At 69.4% G+C, this 20,691-nt stretch carries 24 protein-coding genes; 18 read left to right on the forward strand and 6 right to left on the reverse strand.

The window, feature by feature from the left end; translation table 11 throughout:
* Positions 1 to 341: 341 nt before the first annotated feature.
* From FVE89_RS08395 to FVE89_RS08420, 6 genes are all read left to right on the forward strand, one after another.
* A complete protein-coding gene (locus FVE89_RS08395) occupies positions 342 to 1,808 on the forward strand; it encodes a UbiA family prenyltransferase (RefSeq protein WP_160533590.1) in 1,467 nt (488 codons plus the stop codon).
* A gap of 32 nt (positions 1,809 to 1,840) precedes the next feature.
* Positions 1,841 to 3,187: an FAD-binding oxidoreductase gene (locus FVE89_RS08400; RefSeq protein WP_160533591.1), complete on the forward strand. Its 1,347-nt coding sequence runs from the start codon at positions 1,841 to 1,843 to the stop codon at positions 3,185 to 3,187.
* Between the two features lies 1 nt (position 3,188).
* Positions 3,189 to 3,923 carry an SDR family oxidoreductase gene (locus tag FVE89_RS08405; RefSeq protein WP_160533592.1) on the forward strand — a complete coding sequence of 245 codons (735 nt, stop codon included), beginning with the start codon at positions 3,189 to 3,191 and terminating at the stop codon, positions 3,921 to 3,923.
* Positions 3,924 to 4,245: 322 nt separating this feature from the next.
* Positions 4,246 to 5,142, forward strand: a complete 897-nt coding sequence (locus tag FVE89_RS08410; RefSeq protein WP_160533593.1) for a glycosyltransferase family 2 protein — start codon at positions 4,246 to 4,248, stop codon at positions 5,140 to 5,142.
* 538 nt (positions 5,143 to 5,680) lie between these two features.
* Positions 5,681 to 6,307: a methyltransferase domain-containing protein gene (locus FVE89_RS08415; protein WP_160533594.1), complete on the forward strand. Its 627-nt coding sequence runs from the start codon at positions 5,681 to 5,683 to the stop codon at positions 6,305 to 6,307.
* Between the two features lie 166 nt (positions 6,308 to 6,473).
* Positions 6,474 to 6,983, forward strand: coding sequence for a thermonuclease family protein (locus FVE89_RS08420; RefSeq protein WP_246730550.1), 510 nt, complete (start codon positions 6,474 to 6,476; stop codon positions 6,981 to 6,983).
* A 7-nt stretch (positions 6,984 to 6,990) separates the two neighbouring features.
* On the opposite strand, the gene FVE89_RS08425 is transcribed toward FVE89_RS08420, so the two are convergent.
* The gene (locus tag FVE89_RS08425; protein WP_160533595.1) at positions 6,991 to 8,112 is read right to left on the reverse strand and encodes an AI-2E family transporter; all 1,122 of its coding nucleotides are present in this window, start codon (positions 8,110 to 8,112) and stop codon (positions 6,991 to 6,993) included.
* Positions 8,113 to 8,413: 301 nt separating this feature from the next.
* Between FVE89_RS08425 and FVE89_RS08430 the strand changes: the two genes are divergently transcribed.
* The 8 genes from FVE89_RS08430 (at position 8,414) to FVE89_RS08465 (ending at position 12,811) form a co-directional block, all read left to right on the forward strand.
* Positions 8,414 to 8,722 carry an acyl carrier protein gene (locus FVE89_RS08430; protein WP_160533596.1) on the forward strand — a complete coding sequence of 103 codons (309 nt, stop codon included), beginning with the start codon at positions 8,414 to 8,416 and terminating at the stop codon, positions 8,720 to 8,722.
* 25 nt (positions 8,723 to 8,747) lie between these two features.
* Entirely contained in the window at positions 8,748 to 9,215 is a 468-nt protein-coding gene (locus FVE89_RS08435; protein ID WP_160533597.1) for a 3-hydroxyacyl-ACP dehydratase FabZ family protein, read from the forward strand.
* Complete coding sequence (locus FVE89_RS08440) at positions 9,212 to 10,339, forward strand: beta-ketoacyl-ACP synthase (protein WP_160533598.1); 1,128 nt, start codon at positions 9,212 to 9,214, stop codon at positions 10,337 to 10,339. Before FVE89_RS08435 ends, FVE89_RS08440 begins: the two co-directional genes overlap by 4 nt.
* 347 nt (positions 10,340 to 10,686) lie before the next feature.
* Positions 10,687 to 10,896, forward strand: coding sequence for a cold-shock protein (locus FVE89_RS08445; RefSeq protein WP_012321928.1), 210 nt, complete (start codon positions 10,687 to 10,689; stop codon positions 10,894 to 10,896).
* 122 nt (positions 10,897 to 11,018) lie between these two features.
* Positions 11,019 to 11,387, forward strand: coding sequence for a DUF6481 family protein (locus FVE89_RS08450; protein WP_160533599.1), 369 nt, complete (start codon positions 11,019 to 11,021; stop codon positions 11,385 to 11,387).
* A 38-nt stretch (positions 11,388 to 11,425) separates the two neighbouring features.
* Entirely contained in the window at positions 11,426 to 11,626 is a 201-nt protein-coding gene (locus FVE89_RS08455; RefSeq protein WP_160533600.1) for a hypothetical protein, read from the forward strand.
* A 138-nt stretch (positions 11,627 to 11,764) separates the two neighbouring features.
* Positions 11,765 to 12,220 carry a helix-turn-helix domain-containing protein gene (locus FVE89_RS08460; RefSeq protein ID WP_160533601.1) on the forward strand — a complete coding sequence of 152 codons (456 nt, stop codon included), beginning with the start codon at positions 11,765 to 11,767 and terminating at the stop codon, positions 12,218 to 12,220.
* A gap of 3 nt (positions 12,221 to 12,223) precedes the next feature.
* Positions 12,224 to 12,811: a PIN domain-containing protein gene (locus tag FVE89_RS08465; protein ID WP_160533602.1), complete on the forward strand. Its 588-nt coding sequence runs from the start codon at positions 12,224 to 12,226 to the stop codon at positions 12,809 to 12,811.
* A gap of 49 nt (positions 12,812 to 12,860) precedes the next feature.
* On the opposite strand, the gene FVE89_RS08470 is transcribed toward FVE89_RS08465, so the two are convergent.
* Complete coding sequence (locus FVE89_RS08470) at positions 12,861 to 13,628, reverse strand: NAD kinase (protein WP_160533603.1); 768 nt, start codon at positions 13,626 to 13,628, stop codon at positions 12,861 to 12,863.
* Between the two features lie 140 nt (positions 13,629 to 13,768).
* Here FVE89_RS08470 and cutA point away from each other — a divergent pair, with 140 nt between their 5' ends.
* Positions 13,769 to 14,113, forward strand: a complete 345-nt coding sequence (cutA, locus tag FVE89_RS08475) for a divalent-cation tolerance protein CutA (RefSeq protein WP_160533604.1) — start codon at positions 13,769 to 13,771, stop codon at positions 14,111 to 14,113.
* Positions 14,114 to 14,244: 131 nt separating this feature from the next.
* Positions 14,245 to 14,847, forward strand: coding sequence for a hypothetical protein (locus FVE89_RS08480; RefSeq protein ID WP_246730551.1), 603 nt, complete (start codon positions 14,245 to 14,247; stop codon positions 14,845 to 14,847).
* 34 nt (positions 14,848 to 14,881) lie between these two features.
* On the opposite strand, the gene FVE89_RS08485 is transcribed toward FVE89_RS08480, so the two are convergent.
* From FVE89_RS08485 to FVE89_RS08500, 4 genes are all read right to left on the reverse strand, one after another.
* A complete protein-coding gene (locus tag FVE89_RS08485; RefSeq protein WP_160533605.1) occupies positions 14,882 to 16,018 on the reverse strand; it encodes a glycosyltransferase family 2 protein in 1,137 nt (378 codons plus the stop codon).
* Between the two features lie 67 nt (positions 16,019 to 16,085).
* A complete protein-coding gene (locus FVE89_RS08490; RefSeq protein WP_160533869.1) occupies positions 16,086 to 16,844 on the reverse strand; it encodes a lysophospholipid acyltransferase family protein in 759 nt (252 codons plus the stop codon).
* Between the two features lie 236 nt (positions 16,845 to 17,080).
* Positions 17,081 to 18,610 (reverse strand): phytoene desaturase family protein, encoded by a 1,530-nt coding sequence (crtI, locus tag FVE89_RS08495; protein WP_160533606.1) that lies wholly within the window; start codon positions 18,608 to 18,610, stop codon positions 17,081 to 17,083.
* A 101-nt stretch (positions 18,611 to 18,711) separates the two neighbouring features.
* Complete coding sequence (locus FVE89_RS08500; RefSeq protein ID WP_160533607.1) at positions 18,712 to 19,554, reverse strand: type 1 glutamine amidotransferase; 843 nt, start codon at positions 19,552 to 19,554, stop codon at positions 18,712 to 18,714.
* A 302-nt stretch (positions 19,555 to 19,856) separates the two neighbouring features.
* On the opposite strand from FVE89_RS08500, the gene FVE89_RS08505 reads away from it, so the two are divergent.
* Both FVE89_RS08505 and FVE89_RS08510 read left to right on the forward strand, forming a co-directional pair.
* Complete coding sequence (locus FVE89_RS08505) at positions 19,857 to 20,159, forward strand: hypothetical protein (RefSeq protein ID WP_160533608.1); 303 nt, start codon at positions 19,857 to 19,859, stop codon at positions 20,157 to 20,159.
* 52 nt (positions 20,160 to 20,211) lie between these two features.
* The gene (locus FVE89_RS08510) at positions 20,212 to 20,691 is read left to right on the forward strand and encodes a cache domain-containing protein (RefSeq protein WP_160533609.1); all 480 of its coding nucleotides are present in this window, start codon (positions 20,212 to 20,214) and stop codon (positions 20,689 to 20,691) included.

Here is a 20,691-nt window from a genome sequence, read left to right on the forward strand (position 1 = left end):
GGTCAGCAAGGACGCCGGATCCGCCGGAGTACCTACATTAGCCTATGTTCCAAGGAAATAACGGTACCGTATCGATCAGAAACGGTTGGAATGTGAATAGAAATGACTGATCCCGGGTCGCCGCAGGGTTAACGCAGCTCGGCGGGGTTCTCTCAGTTGTTACCGCGCATGCCGTCGGGCGCTTTGGCTGGGATCGCCTCCCGTCCGAGCCTTGACATTCTTGGCCGGTCCAGTTCAGGTATTTGCGGGGGTGCGGTCGTCCCGTTTTCCACTAATTCGTCGGGAAAATTGTAGGAACCGGCTGTTTTAACAATAGGACATCACTTGTTGAGAGTGCCCGCATGAGCGTTGCGAGCGCGGCGATCCAGGACGCGGGTCCGAGCGATGTCCCGCTCGTCGTCGACGTCGACGGCACGCTGATCAAGAGCGACCTTCTCTACGAGTCGGCGCTCCAGTTCCTGGCCCGCTTCCCGGTCGAGGCCTGGCGGCTGCCGCACTGGCTGTTCACGGAAGGCAAGGCCGAGCTGAAGCGGCACCTCTCCGAGCGCGCCGATCCAAGCATCGCGACGGTTCCGCTGCGCGAGGAGATCGTGGCGCTGATCCGGGGCGCGCAGGCCGCCGGACGCCCGGTCTATATCGCCTCGGCCTCGGACCGCCGCCTCGTCGAGGCCCTGGCCGAGCGGGTCGGCGGGATCGCCGGGGTGTTCTCGACCGAGGCGGGCGTCAATCTGGCCGGCGACGCGAAGGCGCGGCGCCTCATAGCGGAATTCGGCGAGAAGGGGTTCGACTATATCGGGGACGGACCCGTCGATTTCCCGGTCTGGCGGGCGTCACGCAATGTGCTGGTGGTGGCGCACGGCGGTGATTTCTCGCAAAAGGTGCTGGCGGCCTTCCCGGGCGCGCGCATCGTCACGGAGACCCGGGTCCAGCCCCGCGACGTGGTGCGGGCGCTGCGCCCGCATCAATGGGCGAAGAACGCGCTGGTCTTCGTCGGGCTCGTCACCGGCCACCATTTCGACCTGGCGAGCACGCTCGCGGCGTTCACCGCCTTCATCTGCTTCTGCATGGCGGCGTCGAGCGCCTACCTGATCAACGACCTGCTCGACCTACCGGCCGACCGGATCCACCCGCGCAAGTCCCGGCGGCCCTTCGCGTCTGGCGCGGTGCCGGTGCTTTACGGGGTCGTGCTGGCGGGGTTCCTCGCGGTCGGGGCCTTCGTGCTCTCGTTCGCGCTGCCGCTGAAGTTCAGCCTCGCGCTCCTGATCTACCTCGTCCTGACGCTCGCCTACTCGTTCTATCTCAAGCGCCGGATGATGATCGACATCGTGGTGCTGGGCGGCCTCTACGCGATCCGGGTCTTCGGCGGCGTCGCCGCGCTGGGCCTGCCGCAGACGCCCTGGCTGCTGATGTTCTCGCTGTTCCTGTTCACCAGCCTCGCGATCGTGAAGCGCTGTTCCGAACTCACGGCGAGCCACCAGAGCGACCGGCAGGGCGGGACGAAGAAGCTCGCCGGCCGCGGCTACGCGGCGGAGGATCTCCGCGTCCTGTTCCCGTTCGGCGCGGCGGCCGGCTACGGCTCGGTCTTCGTCTTCGCGCTCTACATGTCGAGCCCGGAGGTGGCGGCGCTCTACACGCACCCGAACCGGCTCTGGCTGATCTGCCCGCTGCTCATCTACTGGATCAGCCGCATGTTCCTGCTCTCGAACCGGGACCAGCTCCACAGCGACCCGGTCGTCTACGCGCTCACCGATCGCATCAGCCTCGCGACCGGGGCCTGCGTCGCCGCCGTCCTGGCGATCTCGATCTGAAAGCCCAGGTCCCCGGAACCAAGGTCTTCGCCGTGTCCGAACCCGACCGCACGCTCGTCCCGCTCACCGGCTGGGGCCGGTATCCGCGGCGCGACTGCGACATCGCGGCGCCGACGGACCGCGCCGCCGTCGCGGCCCTGCGCGCGCCGGCCCGGCCGCTCATCGCCCGGGGCAACGGGCGATCCTATGGCGATGCCAGCTTCGGGCCGGGCCTGACCATCGACATGCGCCGGCTCGGCCGGCTCATCGCCTTCGACGAGGCGACGGGCGAGCTGACCTGCGAGGCCGGCGCGCTGCTGAGCGAGATCGTGGCGGTGTTCACGCCCCGCGGCTGGTTCCCGCCGGTGACGCCCGGCACCAAGTTCGTGACCGTCGGCGGCATGGTGGCGTCGGACGTGCACGGCAAGAACCACCACGGCGCGGGCTCGTTCTGCGATCACGTCCTCTCGGTCCGCCTCGCGCTGGGCGACGGCACCATCCTGACCTGCTCGCAGACGGAAAACGCGGATCTCTTCGCCGCCACCTGCGGCGGGATGGGGCTGACCGGCACCCTCCTGACCGTGACGTTCCGCCTGATCCCGGTGCGCTCGTCGAAGATCCGGCAGGAAACGGTCCGCGCCCCCGACCTCGCCGCCGCGATCGACATCTTCGAGGCCGGCGCCGCGCGGACCTACTCGGTCGCCTGGATCGACTGCCTCGCCTCCGGCGCGAATCTCGGCCGGTCTGTGATCATCTTCGGCGAGCATGCCGAGCCGCAGGATCTCGATCCGGCCGAGCGGGCCACGCCCTTCGCCCGGCCGGCGCCCCGGGCGAAGCGCGTGCCGGTCGACTTTCCGACCGTGGCCCTCAACCGGCTCTCGGTGTCGCTGTTCAATCAGGTCTATTACCGGCTGCAGAAGCCGGGCCGGAAGGTGGTCGACATCGACCCCTACTTCTACCCGCTCGACGCGATCCAGGACTGGAACCGGATCTACGGACGCCACGGCTTCGTGCAGTACCAATGCGTGCTGCCCCTGGAGACGAGCCGCGACGGGCTGACCGCTCTGCTGACCGAGATTGCCCGGGTCGGGCAGGCCTCGTTCCTGGCGGTGCTCAAGCGGCTCGGGCGCGAATCGTTCGGCTATCTCTCGTTCCCGCGCGAGGGCTACACCCTCGCCCTCGATTTCCCGGCCAATCCCGACACCTTCGCGCTCCTCGACCGGCTCGACCGGATCGTGCTCGAAGGCGGCGGCCGGCTCTACCTCGCCAAGGACGCGCGGATGAGCGCGCCGATGCTGCGCGCCGGCTACCCGCGGCTGGAGGCGTTCAACGCCGTCCGGCGGCGCTACGGCCTCGACGGACGTTTCCGGTCGGCCCTGTCCGATCGCCTGGAGATCTAGCGTGACGCCAAAGTCCGTCCTCATCCTCGGTGCGCGCTCGGATATCGGGCGGGCCGTCGCCCGGCGCTTCGCTGAGAGCGGCGCCTCGGTGACCCTCGCGGCCCGGCGTGCCGATACGCTCGCCGACGACCTCGCGGATCTGCGGATCCGCTTCAAGGTCGCGGCCGAGGCGGTCGAGTTCGACGTCACGGACGGCGCGGCCGAGCGCTTCTTCGACGCGCTCCCGGCGCTGCCGGACGTGGTCGTCATGGTGGTGGGCCTGCTGGGCGACCAGGCCCAGAGCGAAGCGGATCTCGCCGCCGCGAACGCCGTCATGGCGGCCAACTACACCGGGCCGGCCTGCTACCTCCTCGCCGCGGCCCGGCGGATGGGCACGCGCGGCAGCGGCTGCATCGTGGGCATCAGCTCCGTCGCGGGCGATCGCGGCCGGCAATCGAACTTCGTCTACGGCTCGGCCAAGGCGGGCTTCACCGCCTTCCTGGCCGGGCTGCGCAACCGCCTCTTCAAGAAGGGCGTGACGGTGGTCACGGTCAAGCCGGGCTTCGTGGCCACCGCGATGACCGCCGGCATGAAGCTCCCGCCCGCGCTGACCGCGCAGCCGGCCGAGGTCGGAAACGCGATCTTCACCGCCGTCACCAAGGGGCGGGACGTGATCTACGTCCGGCCGATCTGGCGGCTGATCATGACGGTGATCCGGAGCGTGCCGGAACCCGTGTTCAAGCGCCTCTCGATGTGAGCGTCCGCGGGCGGACGGGCTGACGGGCGGCCCCTGTCCGGAACCCGGATGATCACCGGTCTCCGCATGATTCGCGGCTTGATAAATCCGGGCCATGCCGTAAGCCCTCTCCGGTCGCGAACGCTGAAGATTGCTAGAGCGCCGTTCTATTGCGCGCCAGGGACTTGTTCTCCCGCATGGCGGGAGATCCCATGTCCGCAGACGACGAGTCCAAATCATCGGCGTTTCGAGGCAAGGATTGTCTTGGAGGTTGTCGATCCTTGTGCGGCACGCTGTGCTCAAGTCCGAAATCTTCGTGGCGTGATGCTGAGAGAGACGCGTGATGACCCGCTTATTTGTCGGCATTCCGAGCGCCGGACGGAAGGGAATCCTGAGCGACACGCTCGCGCATCTCAGCCGGCAGGTTCGGCGCCCCGACAAGGTCATCCTCTGCACGCCGGACGATGAGGATGACCAGACCCCGGATTTCGACCGCGCGCTCGACCTGATCCACATCCGGGCGCCGAAGGGCTCCTGCTCGCAGCGCAACGCGATGCTCGACCTGCTGAAGGACGAAGCCGGCATCCTGCTGATCATCGACGACGATTTCTTCGTCCACCGGCAGTATCTCGACGCGATCGAGACGATCATGCAGGCGCGGCCCGACATCGCGCTGGCCAACGGCCACATCATCAAGGACGGGATCATCGGCCCCGGCATACCGGTCGCGGAGGCCAACCGGATGCTCGACGAGACGCCGGCCGATCCCACGCGCCCGGCGACCGTACGCGACAAGATCGTCGGCTACGGGTGCAACATGGCGATCCGCCTCGAACACGCGCGGGATGTGCGGTTCGACGAGAACCTGCCCCTCTATGGCTGGCTGGAGGATGTCGATTTCTCGCACCAGCTCAGCCGATCGGGCAAGATCGTCGACGTGTCCGCCATCTCGGGTGTGCATCTCGGAATCAAGATGGGCCGGACGCCCGGCAAGAAGTTCGGATATTCGCAGATCGTCAACCCGATCTACCTGATCCGGAAGGGGAGCATGAAGCCGCGCCACGCGCTGTTCCTCATGGCCCGCAACATGGCGATGAACGTGACGCGCAGCGTCTCGCCCGAACCCTATCTGGATCGACGCGGCCGGCTCTACGGCAACCTGCTCGGATTGTGCGACATCCTCCGCGGGCGCATCAACCCGCGCGCGGTGGCCCTGCTGGACCAGCCGCGGCCGGGCTAGGGCATCCACCGCCGGGGTCGGCGCCAGCCCGATCCTGCGAGCGCTCGGCACGCCTCTTGCGGGCAGTTTTTCCCGGAGGTGAAGCCGCGGAACAAGGCATTTCATCGCGCCAGTTCCGGCTTTGAGACGCCCTAGCAGTCGGGATTTGCGGGATCGAAAGGTTTGGTTGCCGCGAGCAGAGCGTCTGTTGCCGGGCCATGCGCGTCGCCTGCGCTCTTCGCGGGGACGATGCGTTGCATTGATATCGGTAGCCGTAGATGTTTGCCCGAAACCTGTTGACGGAAGAATCTGGCGCTTTGCTCTTGGAGCAATCAATATTTTGTTTTTGGCTTATTGAGGCGGTGAATTTGCTGAGGATTGGAGCCGCGCTAAGCATAGGCTGCTTGCCGTGCCACGCGCGCGTTTTATCTGTCGATGGGCAAGAAGGTAGTTTTACACATCGCATTATCGTGGCCCGAAAATTCATATTCGCGTTATAGCGGCATCGTCTCATTGGTCGTGGTAAGACCGCGCCCAGGGCAGTTGACTGGAGTGATGGATGGCCAACGTGGATGTCGCCGACAGGGTGTCCGGTTTGATGGGGGGACGGGACCGGGTCCGGTCGCTCCTCAACAAGCTGGGCTACGACACCACGGACTGGGTCCGCGTGGTCATGTATCGGGAGTGCTTCGCGTTCATCGAGAGCCTCTCGCCCGGCACGTTGGACACGCTCGAGATCGCGGCCGGGCCGCAATGGAAGCGCAGGTTCCGGTTCAAATCCTACACGGCAGCCGATTATCCGGCTTTCGACATCTGCGAGGACCGGCTCGACCGGCAGTTCGATCTCATCATCGCCGATCAGGTCTTCGAGCACCTGAAGTGGCCGCAGCGGGCGGGGAAGAACGTCTTCTCCATGCTCAAGCCCGGGGGCACCTTCGTCGTGACGACGCCCTTCCTGATCCGGTTGCACGACAGCCCGATCGACTGCTCGCGCTGGACCGAGACCGGCATGTCCTACCTCCTGCAGGAATGCGGCTTCGCGGCGCAGAACATCAAGACCGCCTCATGGGGCAACCGGGCCTGCGTGCGCGCCAACTTCCGCCGCTGGCCGCGCTACGGCTGGTACAAGCCGCTCCACAACGAGAAGGATTTTCCGGTGACCGTCTGGGCCTTCGCCCGCCGGTAATCCATTTCGCCGCCTGCCGCGCGGCCGGTCCGAGGCGGACGCGGCCGCGCCTTGTCAAATTCGCCACATTGATCAGCGAGCGTGGCCACCTCGTCAGGCCTGCGCCGGCAACCCTTGGCCGACCGCCTCTTGCCGGCACCCGCCCGCCGCCACCGTGGACGCGCCCATGATGATCCGATCGACCCTCGCCCTGCTCCTCCTCTGCGGCCCCGCAGCCGCCGCGGCGGGCACGATCAGCGGCCCGGCGACGGTGATCGACGGCGACACGATCGAGGTTCAGGGGACCCGCCTCCACCTCTACGGCATCGACGCCCCCGAGGCCGCCCAGAGCTGCGAGACCGCCAAGGGCCTGGAATACCGCTGCGGCCGTGAAGCGGCGCGGGCCCTGCGCGCCCGGATCGGCGCCGCGATCGTCACCTGCGAGCGGCGGGAGCCGGCCGTTGCGGGCCGCCTCGTCGGCGTCTGTCACGTCCATGGGGAGGACCTGTCGGCCTGGATGGCCAGCCAGGGTTTCGCGCTGGCCAGCCGCCACGTGACGAAAGCCTATGTCGCGCAGGAGGGGCATGCCTGGGCGACCCGCCGCGGGATCTGGGCCGGCACCTTCGAGAAGCCGGCCGATTGGCGCAACGACCGGCGCCGGGTCGAGGCCTCGGCCGGGGCGACCGCGGACGAGTAGGAGCCGCTCAGACCTTCTCGTCGTGACCCTGGGTGAAATCCCGCCACAGCAGGACCAGGGCCGCCATCACGGCCGGTCCGACGAACAGGCCGAGCAGCCCGAAGGTCTCGACGCCGCCGAGGATGCCGAGCAGCACCCACAGGAACGGCAGCTTCGTGGTGCCGCCGATCAGGGCCGGGCGCACGAAGTGGTCCGCCGCGAAGGTCACGACGAGGCCGGCCGCCGCCACCACGATGGCCGCCTTCGTCGCGCCCGCCGCCACGAGCAGCAGCGCCGCGATGGCGATGGCGAGGGCGGCGCCGAACGGGATCATCGCCGCCACCGCCGTGAAGGCGCCGAGCAGGACGGGGTGCGGCACGCCCGCGAAGTAGTAGACGATCCCGAGCAGGACGCCCTCGCCGAGGCCGACGAGGACGAGCCCGTCCACGGTCCCGTGCACCGAGGCGACCATCTGGCGGGCGATGCGCTCGCCCCGCGGCCCGAACAGCCGCTGGCAGGCGGTCAGCGACTGGTCCCGCACCGTGCGCCAGTCCCGGAACAGGAAGAACAGGGCCACGAGGCTGAAGCCGAACAGCACGACCCGGCGGACGATCTCCCGCCCGACATTGCGAGAGGTGCCGATCACCGATTCGTTCTCGAACCGGTGCAGCAGGTCCGTGCCCGCCTGGGCGTGGTTCAGATTGTCGTTCCACCATGCGGTCGCCTGCGCGGCGCCGTAGGGCAGGTGCTGGAGGAATTCGGGCGCCGGGATGCCGTTCGCCTCGGCGTTGCGCACGAACTCGGCGACGTCATGGGCCTCCCGGGCCGCCTGGACGCCGAGGATCGCGAGCGGGGCCAGGAAGACCAGGGCCACGGCCGCGGTCATCAGCGACGGCAGCACGATGTTGTGCTTGCCGGGCGGGAAGCGGCGCTCCAGCCGGTTGTAGAGCGGGAACAGGGCGATCGCGAGCACCACCGCCCAGGCCAAGGCCGGCAGGAACCGGTGCAGGATCCACAGGCCGAGCGCCGAGAGCGCCACGACCAGCAGGACCCGGGCCGCCCCCTGCGAGCGCGCCCGCTCGTGCGGCGGCAGCGGCGGCGCCTCCGCGATCCGCGCCGGCGGGCGCGCGGGTTTGGTGATCGGTGGCATCCGTCTCAATCTCCTCGGAACGCGGCCGGCATCCCGTCCCTCAGCTAGGGCCGAGGGGGCGGAAGCGGTACGGCTGCCCGCAGACGCCGCGGCGGCTGCCTGTGGATAGCCGCTGAAACGCCGGGCGGCCCGCCAAGGTTGCCGCCCCTGACACCCTCGTGTAGAGGTCGCCGCCATCCCACGGGATCCGTATCGGGACCCGTACACGCTGAGGGTGGTCGCGCGGGGCGTGCCGGGCTGTCCGGCCGCGAGGGGGCTTCCCGCCCGACCGATCCGGAATCCGTCCAGCCCGCGAGAAGACATGTCCGACGAGCCCGCCCACGGCAGCGCCACCTTCGAGCGCGTGGCCGACATCATAGCCGAGACGGCCGACATCCCGCGGGAGAAGATCACCCCCGAGAGTCACGCCATCGACGACCTCGGCATCGACAGCCTCGCCTTCCTCGACATCGCCTTCGCGGTCGACAAGGCCTTCGGGATCAAGCTGCCGCTGGAGCGCTGGACCCAGGAGGTCAACGAGGGCAAGGTCCCGGCCGAGCAGTATTTCGTGCTCAAGAACCTGTGCGCGCGCATCGACGCCCTGGTGGCCGAGAAGGCCGCCAAGGTCTGACGCTAAGCCGGCTGATCGTCCCGCCATGCGCCTCGAATATTTCGAGATGATCGATGCCGTGCGGTTCCTCGACCGCGCCGCCGGCCGGATCGAGGCGCTCGCCCGGGTGCCGCTGGAGAGCCCGGTCTTCGAGGGGCACTTCCCCGGCCATCCCCTGGTGCCCGGCGTGCTCCTCACCGAGACCATGGCGCAGGCGTCCGGCTATCTCGTGCTCGCCCATCTCGACTTCGCCCGGATGCCCTTCCTCACCGGGGTCGACAAGGCCCGGTTCCGGTCCTTCGTCGGGCCGGGGGCGGAGCTCGTCGTGACCGCGAGCCTGGAGCATGACGGCTCGGGCTATGCGGTGACGAAGGCGGCGATCAGCCATGCCGGCAAGGCGCTCTGCGACGCGGAGCTGCGCTTCCGCACCATGCCGTTCCCGGACGGGCTCGACGCGCCGATGCGGGAGCGCGCTCGGACGATCGGCCTGTTTCCAGATCCGGTGCAGCCGTGAATCGCTCCGTCGTCGTCACCGGCCTCGGCCTCGTCTCCTGCGCGGGCGAGGGTGTGGACGCCCATCTCGCGGCCCTCGACGCCGGGGGGGCGCCCCGCACCGATACCGAGACCTTCGCGCCCTACCCGGTGCACCCGGCCCCCGCGATCGCCTGGGACGGCCAGATCCCCAAGCGCAGCGACCAGCGCCAGATGGAGGCGTGGCAGCGGCTCGGCGTCTACGCGGCGGGCCTCGCCCTCGACGCCGCGGGGGTGAAGGACGACGCGGCCTTCAAGCAGGCGCTCCATCTCGTCGTGGCGGCGGGCGGCGGCGAGCGCGACTACGCGGCCGACGGCGCGATCCTGACCGGCCTGCGCGAGGCCGAAGATCCGGGCGCCTATCTGAACGAGCGACTGCAGAACGATCTGCGCCCCACCCTGTTCCTGGCCCAGCTGTCGAACCTGCTCGCCGGCAACATCGCCATCGTGCACGGGGTGACGGGGGCGTCGCGGACCTTCATGGGCGAGGAGGCCGCGGGGGTCGATGCCCTGCGGATCGCCCAGGCGCGGGTGGCCTCGGGCCAGATCGACGCGATCCTGGTCGGTGGCTCGTACAGCGCCGAACGGCCCGACGTGCTGGTGATCCACGAGATGGGCGGCTTCCTCGCCCGGGACGCGTACCGGCCGGTCTTCGAGCGCGGTGCGCCGGGTGGGTTCATCCTCGGCAGCTGCGCGGCCTTCCTGATGCTCGAATCGGAAGCCCACGCCGCCGCCCGGGGCGCCCGCGCGCTCGCCCGGCTCGATGCGGTGACGAGCGACCGCACCCGGCGCGCGCCCGGAAGCGTCGCGGCGAGCCTCGAAGCCCTGTGGCGTCAGGCTGGACTCTCGGGGCCCGAACACGTCCTGTCCGGGGCGACCGGTGTCGCGCCGATCACCGCCGAGGAGCGGGACGCGCTGGCGCGGCTCGCGCCGGCTGCACGCCTGCAGGCGCTGGGCGACGTGATCGGCCACGGGCTCGAAGTGGCGGCGCCGTTCGGTGCGGCCCTGGCGGCCGCCCTCGTGGCCGCAGGCCGCGCGCGCGAGGTGGCGGTGACAGCGGTCGGGCATCGCCGCGGCGAGGGTGTCCTGCGCCTCGGCCCGGCCTGAGCCGGTCCGGCCCAAGTGACGGCGCCGGAACACAGATCTCGGATGCGTCCCGTCCGTTGAACTCCGTCCGGTCGCCGCTCAGACGGCCCTGCCGCGGGCAATCATCGCCGTCTTCAAGCCACCAATGTGCGCCCAACTCGGCCGGTGAGCCCGAGAAATATTTCTCCGCGCTTGCCAAGACAGCCCGATCGGTCTAACTATACGGGATCGGCACGTGTCCGGATATCTTGGACCGTTACGCCTTCGCAGGGCGGTTCTGACTTTCCTATCGCTATCGGTCGATGCCGGCGCCAGCCTGTGAAGGTTGGTGCCATCTCTCACTATGCCTGCGAAGATCAAGGACTTCCATGAGCACCGGAACCGTCAAGTGGTTCAACGAGACCAAGGGCTACGGCTTCATCCAGCCGGATGATGGCGGCAAGGACGTGTTCGTCCACATCTCCGCCGTCGAGCGCGCCGGCCTGCGCGGCCTGAACGAGGGCCAGAAGGTTTCCTACGAGCTGGAGACCGACCGCCGCAGCGGCAAGCAGTCCGCCGGCCAGCTCCAGACGGCCTGATCCCCGGCCGAACGTCTCTCGTCGAAGCCGCTCCCTCCGGAGCGGCTTCTTCGCATGTGAAATCCCTCTTTCTCCAATCTCTCGGGGCGCCGGCCTCCACCGCGTCCCATCCAGGAGTGTCTGTGAGCTTTCCCAACAAGCAGGGTGTCGCCGATCGCCTTGAGACGGCCGCCAAGGCGCGGTTGGAGATGCTGGCCCGGTTCCGGGCCCGTCCGTCCGCCGACGATCCGGCCGTCCTCGCCCGGCAATCGGCCCGCCGCGCCGTCGTGGATGCCCGCGAGGCCCGCGCCGCCGAGCGCGAGGCCCAGCGCCAGGCCGAGATCGCCCGTGCCGCCGCCCAGGCCGAGGCCGAGCGCCTCGCCGAGATCGAGCGCAAGCACGCCGAGCAGCTCGCCGCCCAGGAGCGCGCCAAGGCCCTCCAGGCTGAGCAGAAGGCGCAACGCGATGCGCGCTACCTCGCCCGCAAGGCGAAGGCCCAGAAGCGGCGCTGAGGCGCCGTCATCCCGACACCCCGTCCCAGGAGCCCGCCATGTCCCACAAGTTCAAGGTCGGCCAGCGGGTCTGCCGGCCCCGGCACGGACTTCCGGGCGACGGGGGCGCGGGCGAGGTGTTCGAGGTGCTCCGGCTCATGCCGGAGGATCAGACGGGCGAGCCCGGCTACCGCATCCGCACGCAGGGCGGCGAGCGCGCGGTCCGCGAGAGCGACCTTGTGGCGGCCCCGCACGGCTGATCCGGGCGCGCCCGCAGACCCTCACGAGCCATCCACACGAACGTACGGACCCTTCGCGGCCCGTGCCGTTGCGCAGAGTGCATATATTTCGTTTATTGCGATTGCACGCGCAGCATTTCCGTGTGGGGAGACACCGAGATGACGATGCCTGCTTCCGCTCAGGGCCTCGGAGGGCGCCTGCCATCCGATCTGGAGCGTGAGACAGCCAACCAACTGCGACGGCTGCTCGCCCTCCAGGCATCCGGCGAAGCCAACCTGCGTGTGTCCGACGACGAAGGGAAAGTCGCCGACATAACCCTGACGCCAGCGATATCAAAGCTGCTGATTGAGGTGCTGCGGCCGATCAGTCGGGGGGATGCCGTGACGCTCGTTCCCGTGACACAGATGCTGACGACGCAGCAGGCGGCCGACATTCTGAATGTTTCGCGCCCCTTCCTCGTCGGCCTTCTGGAGAAGGGCGCCATCCCGTTCGAACCGGTCGGGCGGCACAGACGCATCAAGGCGGAGGATCTGTTCGCCTACAAGGCTGCCCGCGACAAGCGCCGCAGCGAGGCGCTGGCGGACCTGTCCGAGCTCGATGGGGAGCTGCTGTAGCTCGTGTTCGCCGACCGGTTCACGGCCATGATCGATGCCTGCGTCCTCGCAGGCGTCCTTCGCCGGAACCTGATTCTCACGCTCGCGCAGTGGGAGTTCTTCCGCATCCGCTGGTCAGATCGCCTCCTCGGGGAAACGGAGCAGGCGATCGAACGGATGTTCGCCCGGAAGGGCGATTCTCTGAGCGCCGTGAAGGCGGCGCGGGCCCGAGCGGCGATGGAACGCGCGTTCGAGGACGCGATGGTCGTCGATTACGCCTCGTATCTCCCGATCTGCCAAGGTGTTGATCCCGGCGACGCCCATGTGATTGCCGCGGCCCTGAAGACGCAGGCGCACGTCATCGTCACGGACAACATCAGGCACTTTCCATCCACGCTGCTTGAGCCCCTCGGACTGGAAGTCCGATCGGCCGATATGTTCATCGCCGACACCATCGCGCTGGACGAGGGTAAGGCGGTCGCCGCCATCCGTGACATGCGTCAACGTTTGAAGAGACCTGCCATGACACCGGCCGACCTCCTCATCGCGATGGAAGCCAATGGGTTGACGGCGGCCGTGGATATCCTTCGGCCACACGAGGCCTCCCTCTGACAGGCCGCTTCAGCGATCGGGTTCCGTCCTGCTCTCCGGACGCACACGCTCACCCGAACTGCTCCCGCAGAATCCGCTCGTCGAGGCTGTGGCCGGGATCGTGGAGCAGCACCAGTTCGGTCGAGCGGTCGAGCGAGGTCTCGACCGTGCAGACCCGGCGGAACTCGGTGTGGTCGGCCACGGCCGCCACGGGGCGGTGGGGAGCGTCGAGCACGTCGATCCGGATCTTGGCGTAATCCGGCAGGAGCGCGCCGCGCCAGCGCCGGGGCCGGAAGGCCGAGATCGGGGTCAGCGCCAGGAGCTTGGCGTCCAGCGGCAGGATCGGGCCGCCGACCGAGAGGTTGTAGGCGGTCGAGCCGGCGGCCGTGGCGACCAGCACGCCGTCGGCGATCAGCAGGTCGAGGCGGACATGCCCGTCCACGGCGATCTTCAGCTTGGCGGTCTGGTGCGTCTGGCGCAGCAGATACACCTCGTTGATCGCCCGCGCCCGGTGCGAGCGGCCTTCGGTGTCGAGCACGTCCATCACCAGCGGGTGGATGACGCTGCGCTGCGCCGCTTCCAGATGCTCCAGCAGATCGTCGTCCCGGAACTCGTTCATCAGGAAGCCGACCGTGCCGCGGTTCATCCCGTATATCGGCTTCGGGTCGTCCATGAACCGGTGCAGCACCTGAAGCATCAGCCCGTCGCCGCCGAGTGCCACCACGACATCCGCCTCCTCGGGCGGGACGTGATCGTAGCGACGCATCAGGGCGGCGGCGGCCTCGCGGGCATGGCCGGTCGGACTCGCCACGAAGGCGATTTTTTTCGTGTGCGGCATGGGTCAGGCGGGGCCGGGCAGGCGCGTCGCGTCAGGCGTCATCACGTCACGGCTCCAGTGCTGACGAGCGAACCGCCCGGTTGACGTCGGTGCCGCGCATGCCCCTCACTCTCCGGACCTGCGCGACCCGGAGGCATAGCATGGAGCGTCCGCTCCTCGTCTACACCACCTTTCCCGATGCGGCCTCGGCCCTCAACATCGGCGAGGCCCTTGTCCGCGAACGGCTGATCGCCTGCATCAATGTGCTGCCCGGCATGCGCTCGGTTTACAGTTGGAAGGGCGCGATCGAGCGGAGCGAGGAGGTCGCAGCCATCCTCAAGAGCCGCGAGGGCTTGGCCGATGCCCTGTCGGCTGCCCTGAAGGCGCGCCATCCCTACGATACGCCGATCATCCTGCACCTGCCGGTCGCCGGCGCGGATGCCGACACGGCGGCCTGGATCCTGGCGGAGACCGGCTTGGGCGCGCCGCCGCATCACGCGGCCTGACCGAAGGGAGAGGGTGCGGCGCGGGCGCGCACCCATTCGCGCCTGCCGAGGTGATCGCGTTGTCAGGCGCCGGCTGGGCGCCGCGTCGCCAGCGGGTGCTGGCCGGGCGTGCCGGATGGGGACGTGAACCGATGGCGGCATCGAGCAACGGAGCGCGCATCGCGGCGCTCCTGATCGCGCTCCTCCCGAGCATCGGGAGCGCTTGGGCTGCTGGGGAGAATCCGGCGCTGACCGTCGTGCCGGCGCCGTCGGGTCCGGCCGGCCTCTCCTCGGACAATCCGCCAGCCCTGCGCTACGGCGTGCTCTATGCCGACGACAAGGGGCGCAGCCATGTCCAATATTGCGACCTGAAGAATTTCATCTTCAAGAGCTACGCCCCGCCGGCGGCACCACAATATGTCGGCTTCCCCCCGGGCGAAGTTGCATCGATCAAATATGCGGTCCTGCCCGTCGGCTATGTCGGCACTTGGCACACGGCGCCGGGTCCGCAATGGGTGATTACCCTGTCGGGCCGTTGGTCGGTGGAAGCGACGGACGGTTCCGTACTGGAGCAGGGACCCGGCGAGGTGGAGTTCAACGCCGACATGGAATCGACCCCGCAGGGGCCTGAGAAGCATGTCGGGCACCTGACGCGGCAGGTCGGAGATGTGCCGAACGTGCAACTCATCGTCTCATTGAAGCCCCAGCCGGGGCACAGCCACGAGACAGCCCCCTGCCAGCCCAGCGGACATTGATCTTCAGCGGGGTGTCCGACTGCGGGCGGACGCTTTAGACCCCGCGCACCGGATAGCTGCGGCCCTTCCACGTGGCGGCCCCGGCGCGCTCGCGGCGCAGCAGCACGTTCCACTGGATCGCCAGCGCCACCGCGACCCCGGCCGGGTGAAGCGCAATCGTCGCGAGCGGCGCCCGGACCGCCAGGGTGATGGCCGTCCGCGTCGCCAGCGACAGGGCGAGGGCCGTGGTGGCGGGGATCAGGGCTGCGGTCGGGATCAGGCCGAGCAGCCCGGCCAGGACGAGGAGCGGCGGCAGGACCTGCCCGCCGCCGAGCAGCAGGGTCCAGACGGGCAAGGCCCGGGGCGTCGCCATGCCCTCGTGGGCGTTCTTGGAGAAGCCGGCCCAGGCCTGCGCGAAGCCGTCATACATCCGGCACGTCGCCAGCGCCGCCGCGGCCCCGAGATCAGTCCGGTACCCGGCCGCACGGAACAGGCGCGGCAGGCGGACGCCATCATGCAGCGAGGTGTGGATCGCGCCGTGGCCGCCGGTCGCCGCGTAGGCCTCGGCCTCGGTCAGGATGAGCTGCCCGCAGGCTGCCCCGAGCGACGGATCTGTCAGGCGGCGCATCAGCGGGATCGGCAGGTAGCCCAGCAGCAGGAAATCGATCATCGGCACGGTCAGCATCTCGCCGAGCGTGCCCAGATCCTGCCGGGGCACGCCGCTGACCAGGGCCGCGCCGGTGCCGCGAGCCTGCGCCGCCAGGGAGGCGGCGGCTTCGGGGGCGAGGCGCACGTCGGCGTCGATGAATAGAAGGTACCGCCCGCTTGCGAGGCCGGCCATGTGGAAGCAGGCGTGGTTCTTGCCCGTCCAGCCCTCGGGCAGCGACGGCACGGCGACGAGGCGCAGGCGCGGATCGTCGATGGATCGCACGATCTCCGGGGTCGCGTCGGTGGAATGGTCGTCGCCGACGATCACCTCCACGGGGACCGTCGTGCTGGCGAGCGCCGCCCGGACGGTGGCGGCGATGTTTCCGGCCTCGTTGCGCGCCGGGATCAGGATCGAGACGAGACCGGGATCCGCCTCCGGCCTAGGCCGGCGCAGGAGCGCGAGGTTCACGGCCGCCAGCACGGCCGGGAGGAGGGCCAGGGCGAGACCGAGCAGGGCCAGGGCCGTCAGGATCGTGTCGGTCATGGTCCGTGCCGGAGATGGGTCCCGCCCGGACCCTGCATCGCACGGGGGCGGCGTGGAGTCGAAACCCTCACGCGGCGCGGTCCCGCCCGTTCGCGACGCGGTGCGCCGGGTCGAAGCGGCGGCCGGAGAGCCGGGCCGCGAGGCTTCGCCAGAGGTCGTAGACGCCCCCGACGCCCTTCCGGCCGGAAACCAGGGCGCGGAAACGCTCCGGATCCCGGCTGATCACGTCGGCGCTGAGCCGATCCAGGATGGCGGTCAGGTCGGCCTCCAACCGGGCGAGGCGCTGGGGCCGCGGCAGGGCGGCGAGGTCGGATGCCGGGATGGCGGGTCCGAAGGCCGCGAAGGCGCCGGCGCCGCGCTCGTCCCAGAAAGCGTATTCGAGCGCCATCGGCACGAACAGGGCGTCTGGGGCGATCTCGGCGAGCCGCGCCACGCCGGGTCGCAACGCGAGGGGCCGCGCGCGAGCATCGGCGAAGCGGCCCTGCGCGGTGATCCAGAGCATCCCGTCCGGCGTGGCCAGGATCGTGCGCGCCGCCGCCAGGAACTGCGCGGCGCCCCGGGGGCTGTCGAGATCGACCCCGAAGGCGCCGATCCGCTCGAAAATCCGGTAGCGCGCCAGCATCGCGGCGTCGAAGGGAGCCCGGCTCGGCCGCTCCGGGTAGAGGCGCCCGGCCAGCACGATGATGGTGGCCGCGTCCCACCAAGCCGGATGGTTGCAGTAGACGACGATCGGGCCGGGATGCCCGCGGTCGGGCGGCGTGCTCCAGAGCGGCAGCCGCAGCGCGTCGAGATGGCGGTGGAGATAGCGCTCGAACCACCCCACCATGAAGCGGCGGATCATGGGAGAGACTTTGGGGAGATGCGCGGCTCTCCCTCCCCCCTCCGCGGGGGAGGGTGGCCCTCGCGTCAGCGAGGGTCGGGAGAGGGGAGCGCGGTTTCCGGAAGGGCTGCGACCGGCATGAGGGGATGAGCCCTGTTCTGCCACGTCGCGCGGCCCCTCTCCCGACCCCCTTCGGGGGCCACCCTCCCCCGCAGAGGGGGGAGGGAGAGGCCGGGAGGGTGTCACGCCGTCGCGCGCAGGCTGCCGCGCGCGTCCTGGTCGTGCGCGTCGGCGGCGATCCAGCCCGACATCATCACCATCGGCATGCCGGGTCCCGGATGGGCGGCGCCGCCTGCGAGGTAGAGACCGCGCACCTGCCGCGAGCGGTTGCCGGGCTTGAACGCCCCCATCACCCGCCCGTGCGAGGCGAGCCCATAGATCGCGCCGTTCAGCACGTGATAGCGCTCGTGGATGTCCTGCGGCGTCAGGTGGCGCTCCACCACGATCCGCTCCTCCAGATCCGGCATGCCGGCCGTGCGCTTCAGCTTGTCGAGGATCGTCCGGCGGTAATTCCGGAACAGCGGCCCATCCGGGCGCCAGTCGTGGTGCGGCCGCAGATACGGCGTGTGCACGAGGACGTAGAGCGCCTCGCCGCCCTCCGGCGCCACGCTCGGATCGGTGGAGGAGGGCGCCGCCAGATAGGCGGTCGGGTCCGGGGCCGGCTCGCCCTTGTTGTAGATGAAGTCGAACTCTTCTTCCGGGTCTCGGGAGAAGACGAAATCGTGGTGGTTCAGGTGCTCGTAGCGCTTGTTGAGCCCGAGATAGAGCACCACGCCCGAGCAGGCCGGCTCGGGGTTCTTCTTGGCATAGGCCCTGGCGACCTCGCCACCGACGAGCTCACGGTAGGTGCGCACCGAATCCATGTTGGAGATCACCGCGTCGAACGGCGTGACGCCCGCGGCGGTGCGTACCCCGCGGACCGCGCCGTTGGCGGTCTCGATGCCCGTGACTTCGGTGTCGGTCTTGCAGGTGGCGCCGAGTTCCTGGGCGAGCTTGGCCAGCCCTTCGGCCACCGCCCTCGTGCCGCCCATCGGATACCAGACCCCGTCGGCGGTCTGCATGTGGGCGATGGCACAGAGCACGGCGGGTGCGCCGTAGGGCGAGGAACCGACATACTGCACGAAGTGGTCGAGCATCTGCGCGAGCCGGGCGTCCTTCACCTTCCCGCGGATCGTCGAGGCGACCGAGGCGTGCATGCGCAGGGACAGCACGTCGCGCAGCGTGCCGGGGTTCATATTGGCGCGGATGTTGATCGTGTCGAACAGGTCCTCGACCGGCTTCCAGAAAAAGAATTTTTCCGAGACACCGTGCAGATGCTCTGAAATGGAGAGGAATTTTTTGTAGCCTTCGCCGGTGCCAGGGGCGAAGCGCTCCATGTCGCCGGCCATCCGCTCGACATCCTGCATCAGGTCGATATGGGTGCCGTCATCGAAGAAGCAGCGCCATTGCGGGTCGAGGCGGCGCAGGTCCATGTAGTCGTGGACCGAGCGGCCGGCCTCGGCAAAGATCCGCTCCAGCACCCGGGGTACGGTCAGGATGGTCGGGCCCATGTCGAAGCGGAAGCCGCCCTCGTGCAGCACCGCCGCCTTGCCGCCGAGCCAGCCGTTCTTGTCGTAGACCGTCACGCGGTGGCCCCGCGCGGCGGCGACGCACGCGGCCGCGAGTCCGCCGAGCCCGCTGCCGATGACGGCGACCGTGGAATCCTGGGTCATCCTGATGGGTCGCTCCCGGGGCCGTCGAACCGGCCCGCTCTGGCGAAGCTAGATCCGCGACCGGGCGGGTCAACGCGCCACCCGGTCGCGGCGCAGTCGGCTCAGCCCGCCTCTGTGGACAATCGGGCCAGGAAGTTGCCGATCTCCCGGCGGCGCAGCGTCGCGTCGAGGATTTCGGGCCCGATTCCGTGGCGCCACGCGAGGCGGCGGGCCGCCTCCGGGTCTGACCCCTGGAGCCCGGCGATCTCGTCGGCATAGGCCGCCACGGCGTCCGAATCCTCCGCGAAACCCGCCTCCACGACGGCGGTGTCGCACAGGCGCAGCATCGCGGCGAGCTCGTCGAGGTCGAGTTCGGGATGGTATTGCGTTCCCCAGAACCAGCCGGCGCCGTGGCGGATCTCGATCGCCTGGATGCCGAGCACGGGGTTGCCGGCGAGCACACGGGCGCCCGGCGGCGGCTCCAGCACGGCGTCCGAGTGGATCGCCGGGGCGTCCCAGGCGGCCGGTCGGCCGGCGAGCAGCGGATGGGTCCGGCCCTCTTCGGTCGGGGTGATCGACCGGGCGAAGCCGTATTCGGGCCCGCGCGGGTTCCCGGCGGCCTTGCCGCCCGCCACCGTGGCGGCGACCTGCACGCCCCAGCACGAGCCGAAGACCGGCAGGCCGGCCTCCAGGCCGGCACGCATCAGATCCAGCTGACGGGTCACGGCGGGCGTGCCCTCGGAAACCTTGAGGGTCGATCCGGTGAAGATCAGGCCATCGAAATCGGCGAGGCCGCCCGGCAGGGCGGCGTCGGCATCGGCCGGGCTGACGAGCCGGCAGGCGGTGCCGGGAGCGAGATCGCGCACGACCGACGCGTAGGATTCGGCCGAGGTTCGGCCGGTAGCCGCGACGTGCCGGTCGCGCGCCGCGCGATCGTTGCCGTCGGCGATGAGCAGGCGGAGCATGGGGTTCCTCGTCAGGCGGGGCCGGACCGTGCCCGATCGCGGCACTCCTGTCCGCGCCCGCCGGGTCGCAGGGGCGGCGCGGATCGTCGCGCCCCCGGTCGGATGCCCAGAGAAAGATCGGTCAGCGAAGGCATCGGGCACCGGAATTTGGCAGTCGCATTCTCCAATTCAATCGCAAGGCGCGCACGGGAAGGTGATCCGCGCCGGATCACGATGACCCCCAAACAGATGATGTACTCGATCCAATCATGACCGTATTCGTTCCAGTCGAATACGCGAACGCGATCGGCGCGGAGGTTGAGATGCCAGATCTCGCGGAGATGGAGCTTTATCGTCTGGAAGCCCGGGGGTTGATCGCGCGGGCCGAGGAGGCCGTTCGCGCCCTGGGCGCAGACGGCGCGTGCGAGGGCCATCGCCTGATGGCGGCGCAGGGCCTCACGGCGATGCGACATCTCAACCGGATCATCGAACTGCACCACAATCGCCTCGCCGCCGAGGCCCTTCCCAACGTCGCGACCCCACCGGTTGCGCCCCGCCGGACCTGGCTGGCCGCCCTGCGTCAGCGCCTCGCGATCGGCGGTCCCGCCCTGGAGACCCGGGTCTGACGGGATCCGCCGCGTGACCTGAAACCGCATGCTGCTTCGGTGAGGCGAAGCCATGGTGAGAGCCCTGCTGATCGCGCTCGCGCTGATCCTGACCGGCGTGGCGCTGCCGGCCTCCGGGAATCGATCGCCGCCTGTCTTCCACCAGGCCGTGGAGATCGAGACTCTGGTCAACCGCGCGGCCGATCTCCTGGAGGAGCGCGGGCCGGCCGCCTTCGCCGAGTTCCGGCGCAAGGGCGGCGGGTGGCGCTACGGCGATGTCTACCTGTTCGTCGTCGACATGCGGGGGGTGGTGCTGTTCAACGCCGCCCACCCCAACCGCGAGGGGCGCGATCTGCTCCATGAGCGCGATGCCGACGGGAAGACGTTCCACCAGGCCTTCATCGACACCGTCAGCCAGTTCGGATCGGGCTGGGTCGATTACATGTTCCCGCGGCCGGGGCAGTCGGTTCCCACGGTCAAATGGAGCTACGTCTGCGCGACGCATGTGGCGGGCGCGGAGGCGCTGATCGGGGCCGGCGTCTACGTCGAGTAG

Source organism: Methylobacterium sp. 2A (assembly GCF_009806555.1).
Classification (GTDB): domain Bacteria; phylum Pseudomonadota; class Alphaproteobacteria; order Rhizobiales; family Beijerinckiaceae; genus Methylobacterium.

Bases quoted from the DNA above. Each gene is read 5' to 3' on its own strand.
- FVE89_RS08510 (WP_160533609.1), top strand. From the start codon at position 20,212: ATGGTGAGAGCCCTGCTGATCGCGCTCGCGCTGATCCTGACCGGCGTG.
- FVE89_RS08490 (WP_160533869.1), bottom strand. From the start codon at position 16,844: ATGGTGGGGTGGTTCGAGCGCTATCTCCACCGCCATCTCGACGCGCTG.
- FVE89_RS08415 (WP_160533594.1), top strand. From the start codon at position 5,681: ATGGCCAACGTGGATGTCGCCGACAGGGTGTCCGGTTTGATGGGGGGA.
- FVE89_RS08445 (WP_012321928.1), top strand. From the start codon at position 10,687: ATGAGCACCGGAACCGTCAAGTGGTTCAACGAGACCAAGGGCTACGGC.
- FVE89_RS08460 (WP_160533601.1), top strand. From the start codon at position 11,765: ATGACGATGCCTGCTTCCGCTCAGGGCCTCGGAGGGCGCCTGCCATCC.
- cutA (WP_160533604.1), top strand. From the start codon at position 13,769: ATGGAGCGTCCGCTCCTCGTCTACACCACCTTTCCCGATGCGGCCTCG.
- FVE89_RS08430 (WP_160533596.1), top strand. From the start codon at position 8,414: ATGTCCGACGAGCCCGCCCACGGCAGCGCCACCTTCGAGCGCGTGGCC.
- FVE89_RS08500 (WP_160533607.1), bottom strand. From the start codon at position 19,554: ATGCTCCGCCTGCTCATCGCCGACGGCAACGATCGCGCGGCGCGCGAC.
- FVE89_RS08505 (WP_160533608.1), top strand. From the start codon at position 19,857: ATGCCAGATCTCGCGGAGATGGAGCTTTATCGTCTGGAAGCCCGGGGG.
- FVE89_RS08485 (WP_160533605.1), bottom strand. From the start codon at position 16,018: ATGACCGACACGATCCTGACGGCCCTGGCCCTGCTCGGTCTCGCCCTG.
- FVE89_RS08480 (WP_246730551.1), top strand. From the start codon at position 14,245: ATGGCGGCATCGAGCAACGGAGCGCGCATCGCGGCGCTCCTGATCGCG.
- FVE89_RS08395 (WP_160533590.1), top strand. From the start codon at position 342: ATGAGCGTTGCGAGCGCGGCGATCCAGGACGCGGGTCCGAGCGATGTC.
- FVE89_RS08420 (WP_246730550.1), top strand. From the start codon at position 6,474: ATGATGATCCGATCGACCCTCGCCCTGCTCCTCCTCTGCGGCCCCGCA.
- FVE89_RS08410 (WP_160533593.1), top strand. From the start codon at position 4,246: ATGACCCGCTTATTTGTCGGCATTCCGAGCGCCGGACGGAAGGGAATC.
- FVE89_RS08435 (WP_160533597.1), top strand. From the start codon at position 8,748: ATGCGCCTCGAATATTTCGAGATGATCGATGCCGTGCGGTTCCTCGAC.
- FVE89_RS08425 (WP_160533595.1), bottom strand. From the start codon at position 8,112: ATGCCACCGATCACCAAACCCGCGCGCCCGCCGGCGCGGATCGCGGAG.
- FVE89_RS08455 (WP_160533600.1), top strand. From the start codon at position 11,426: ATGTCCCACAAGTTCAAGGTCGGCCAGCGGGTCTGCCGGCCCCGGCAC.
- crtI (WP_160533606.1), bottom strand. From the start codon at position 18,610: ATGACCCAGGATTCCACGGTCGCCGTCATCGGCAGCGGGCTCGGCGGA.
- FVE89_RS08470 (WP_160533603.1), bottom strand. From the start codon at position 13,628: ATGCCGCACACGAAAAAAATCGCCTTCGTGGCGAGTCCGACCGGCCAT.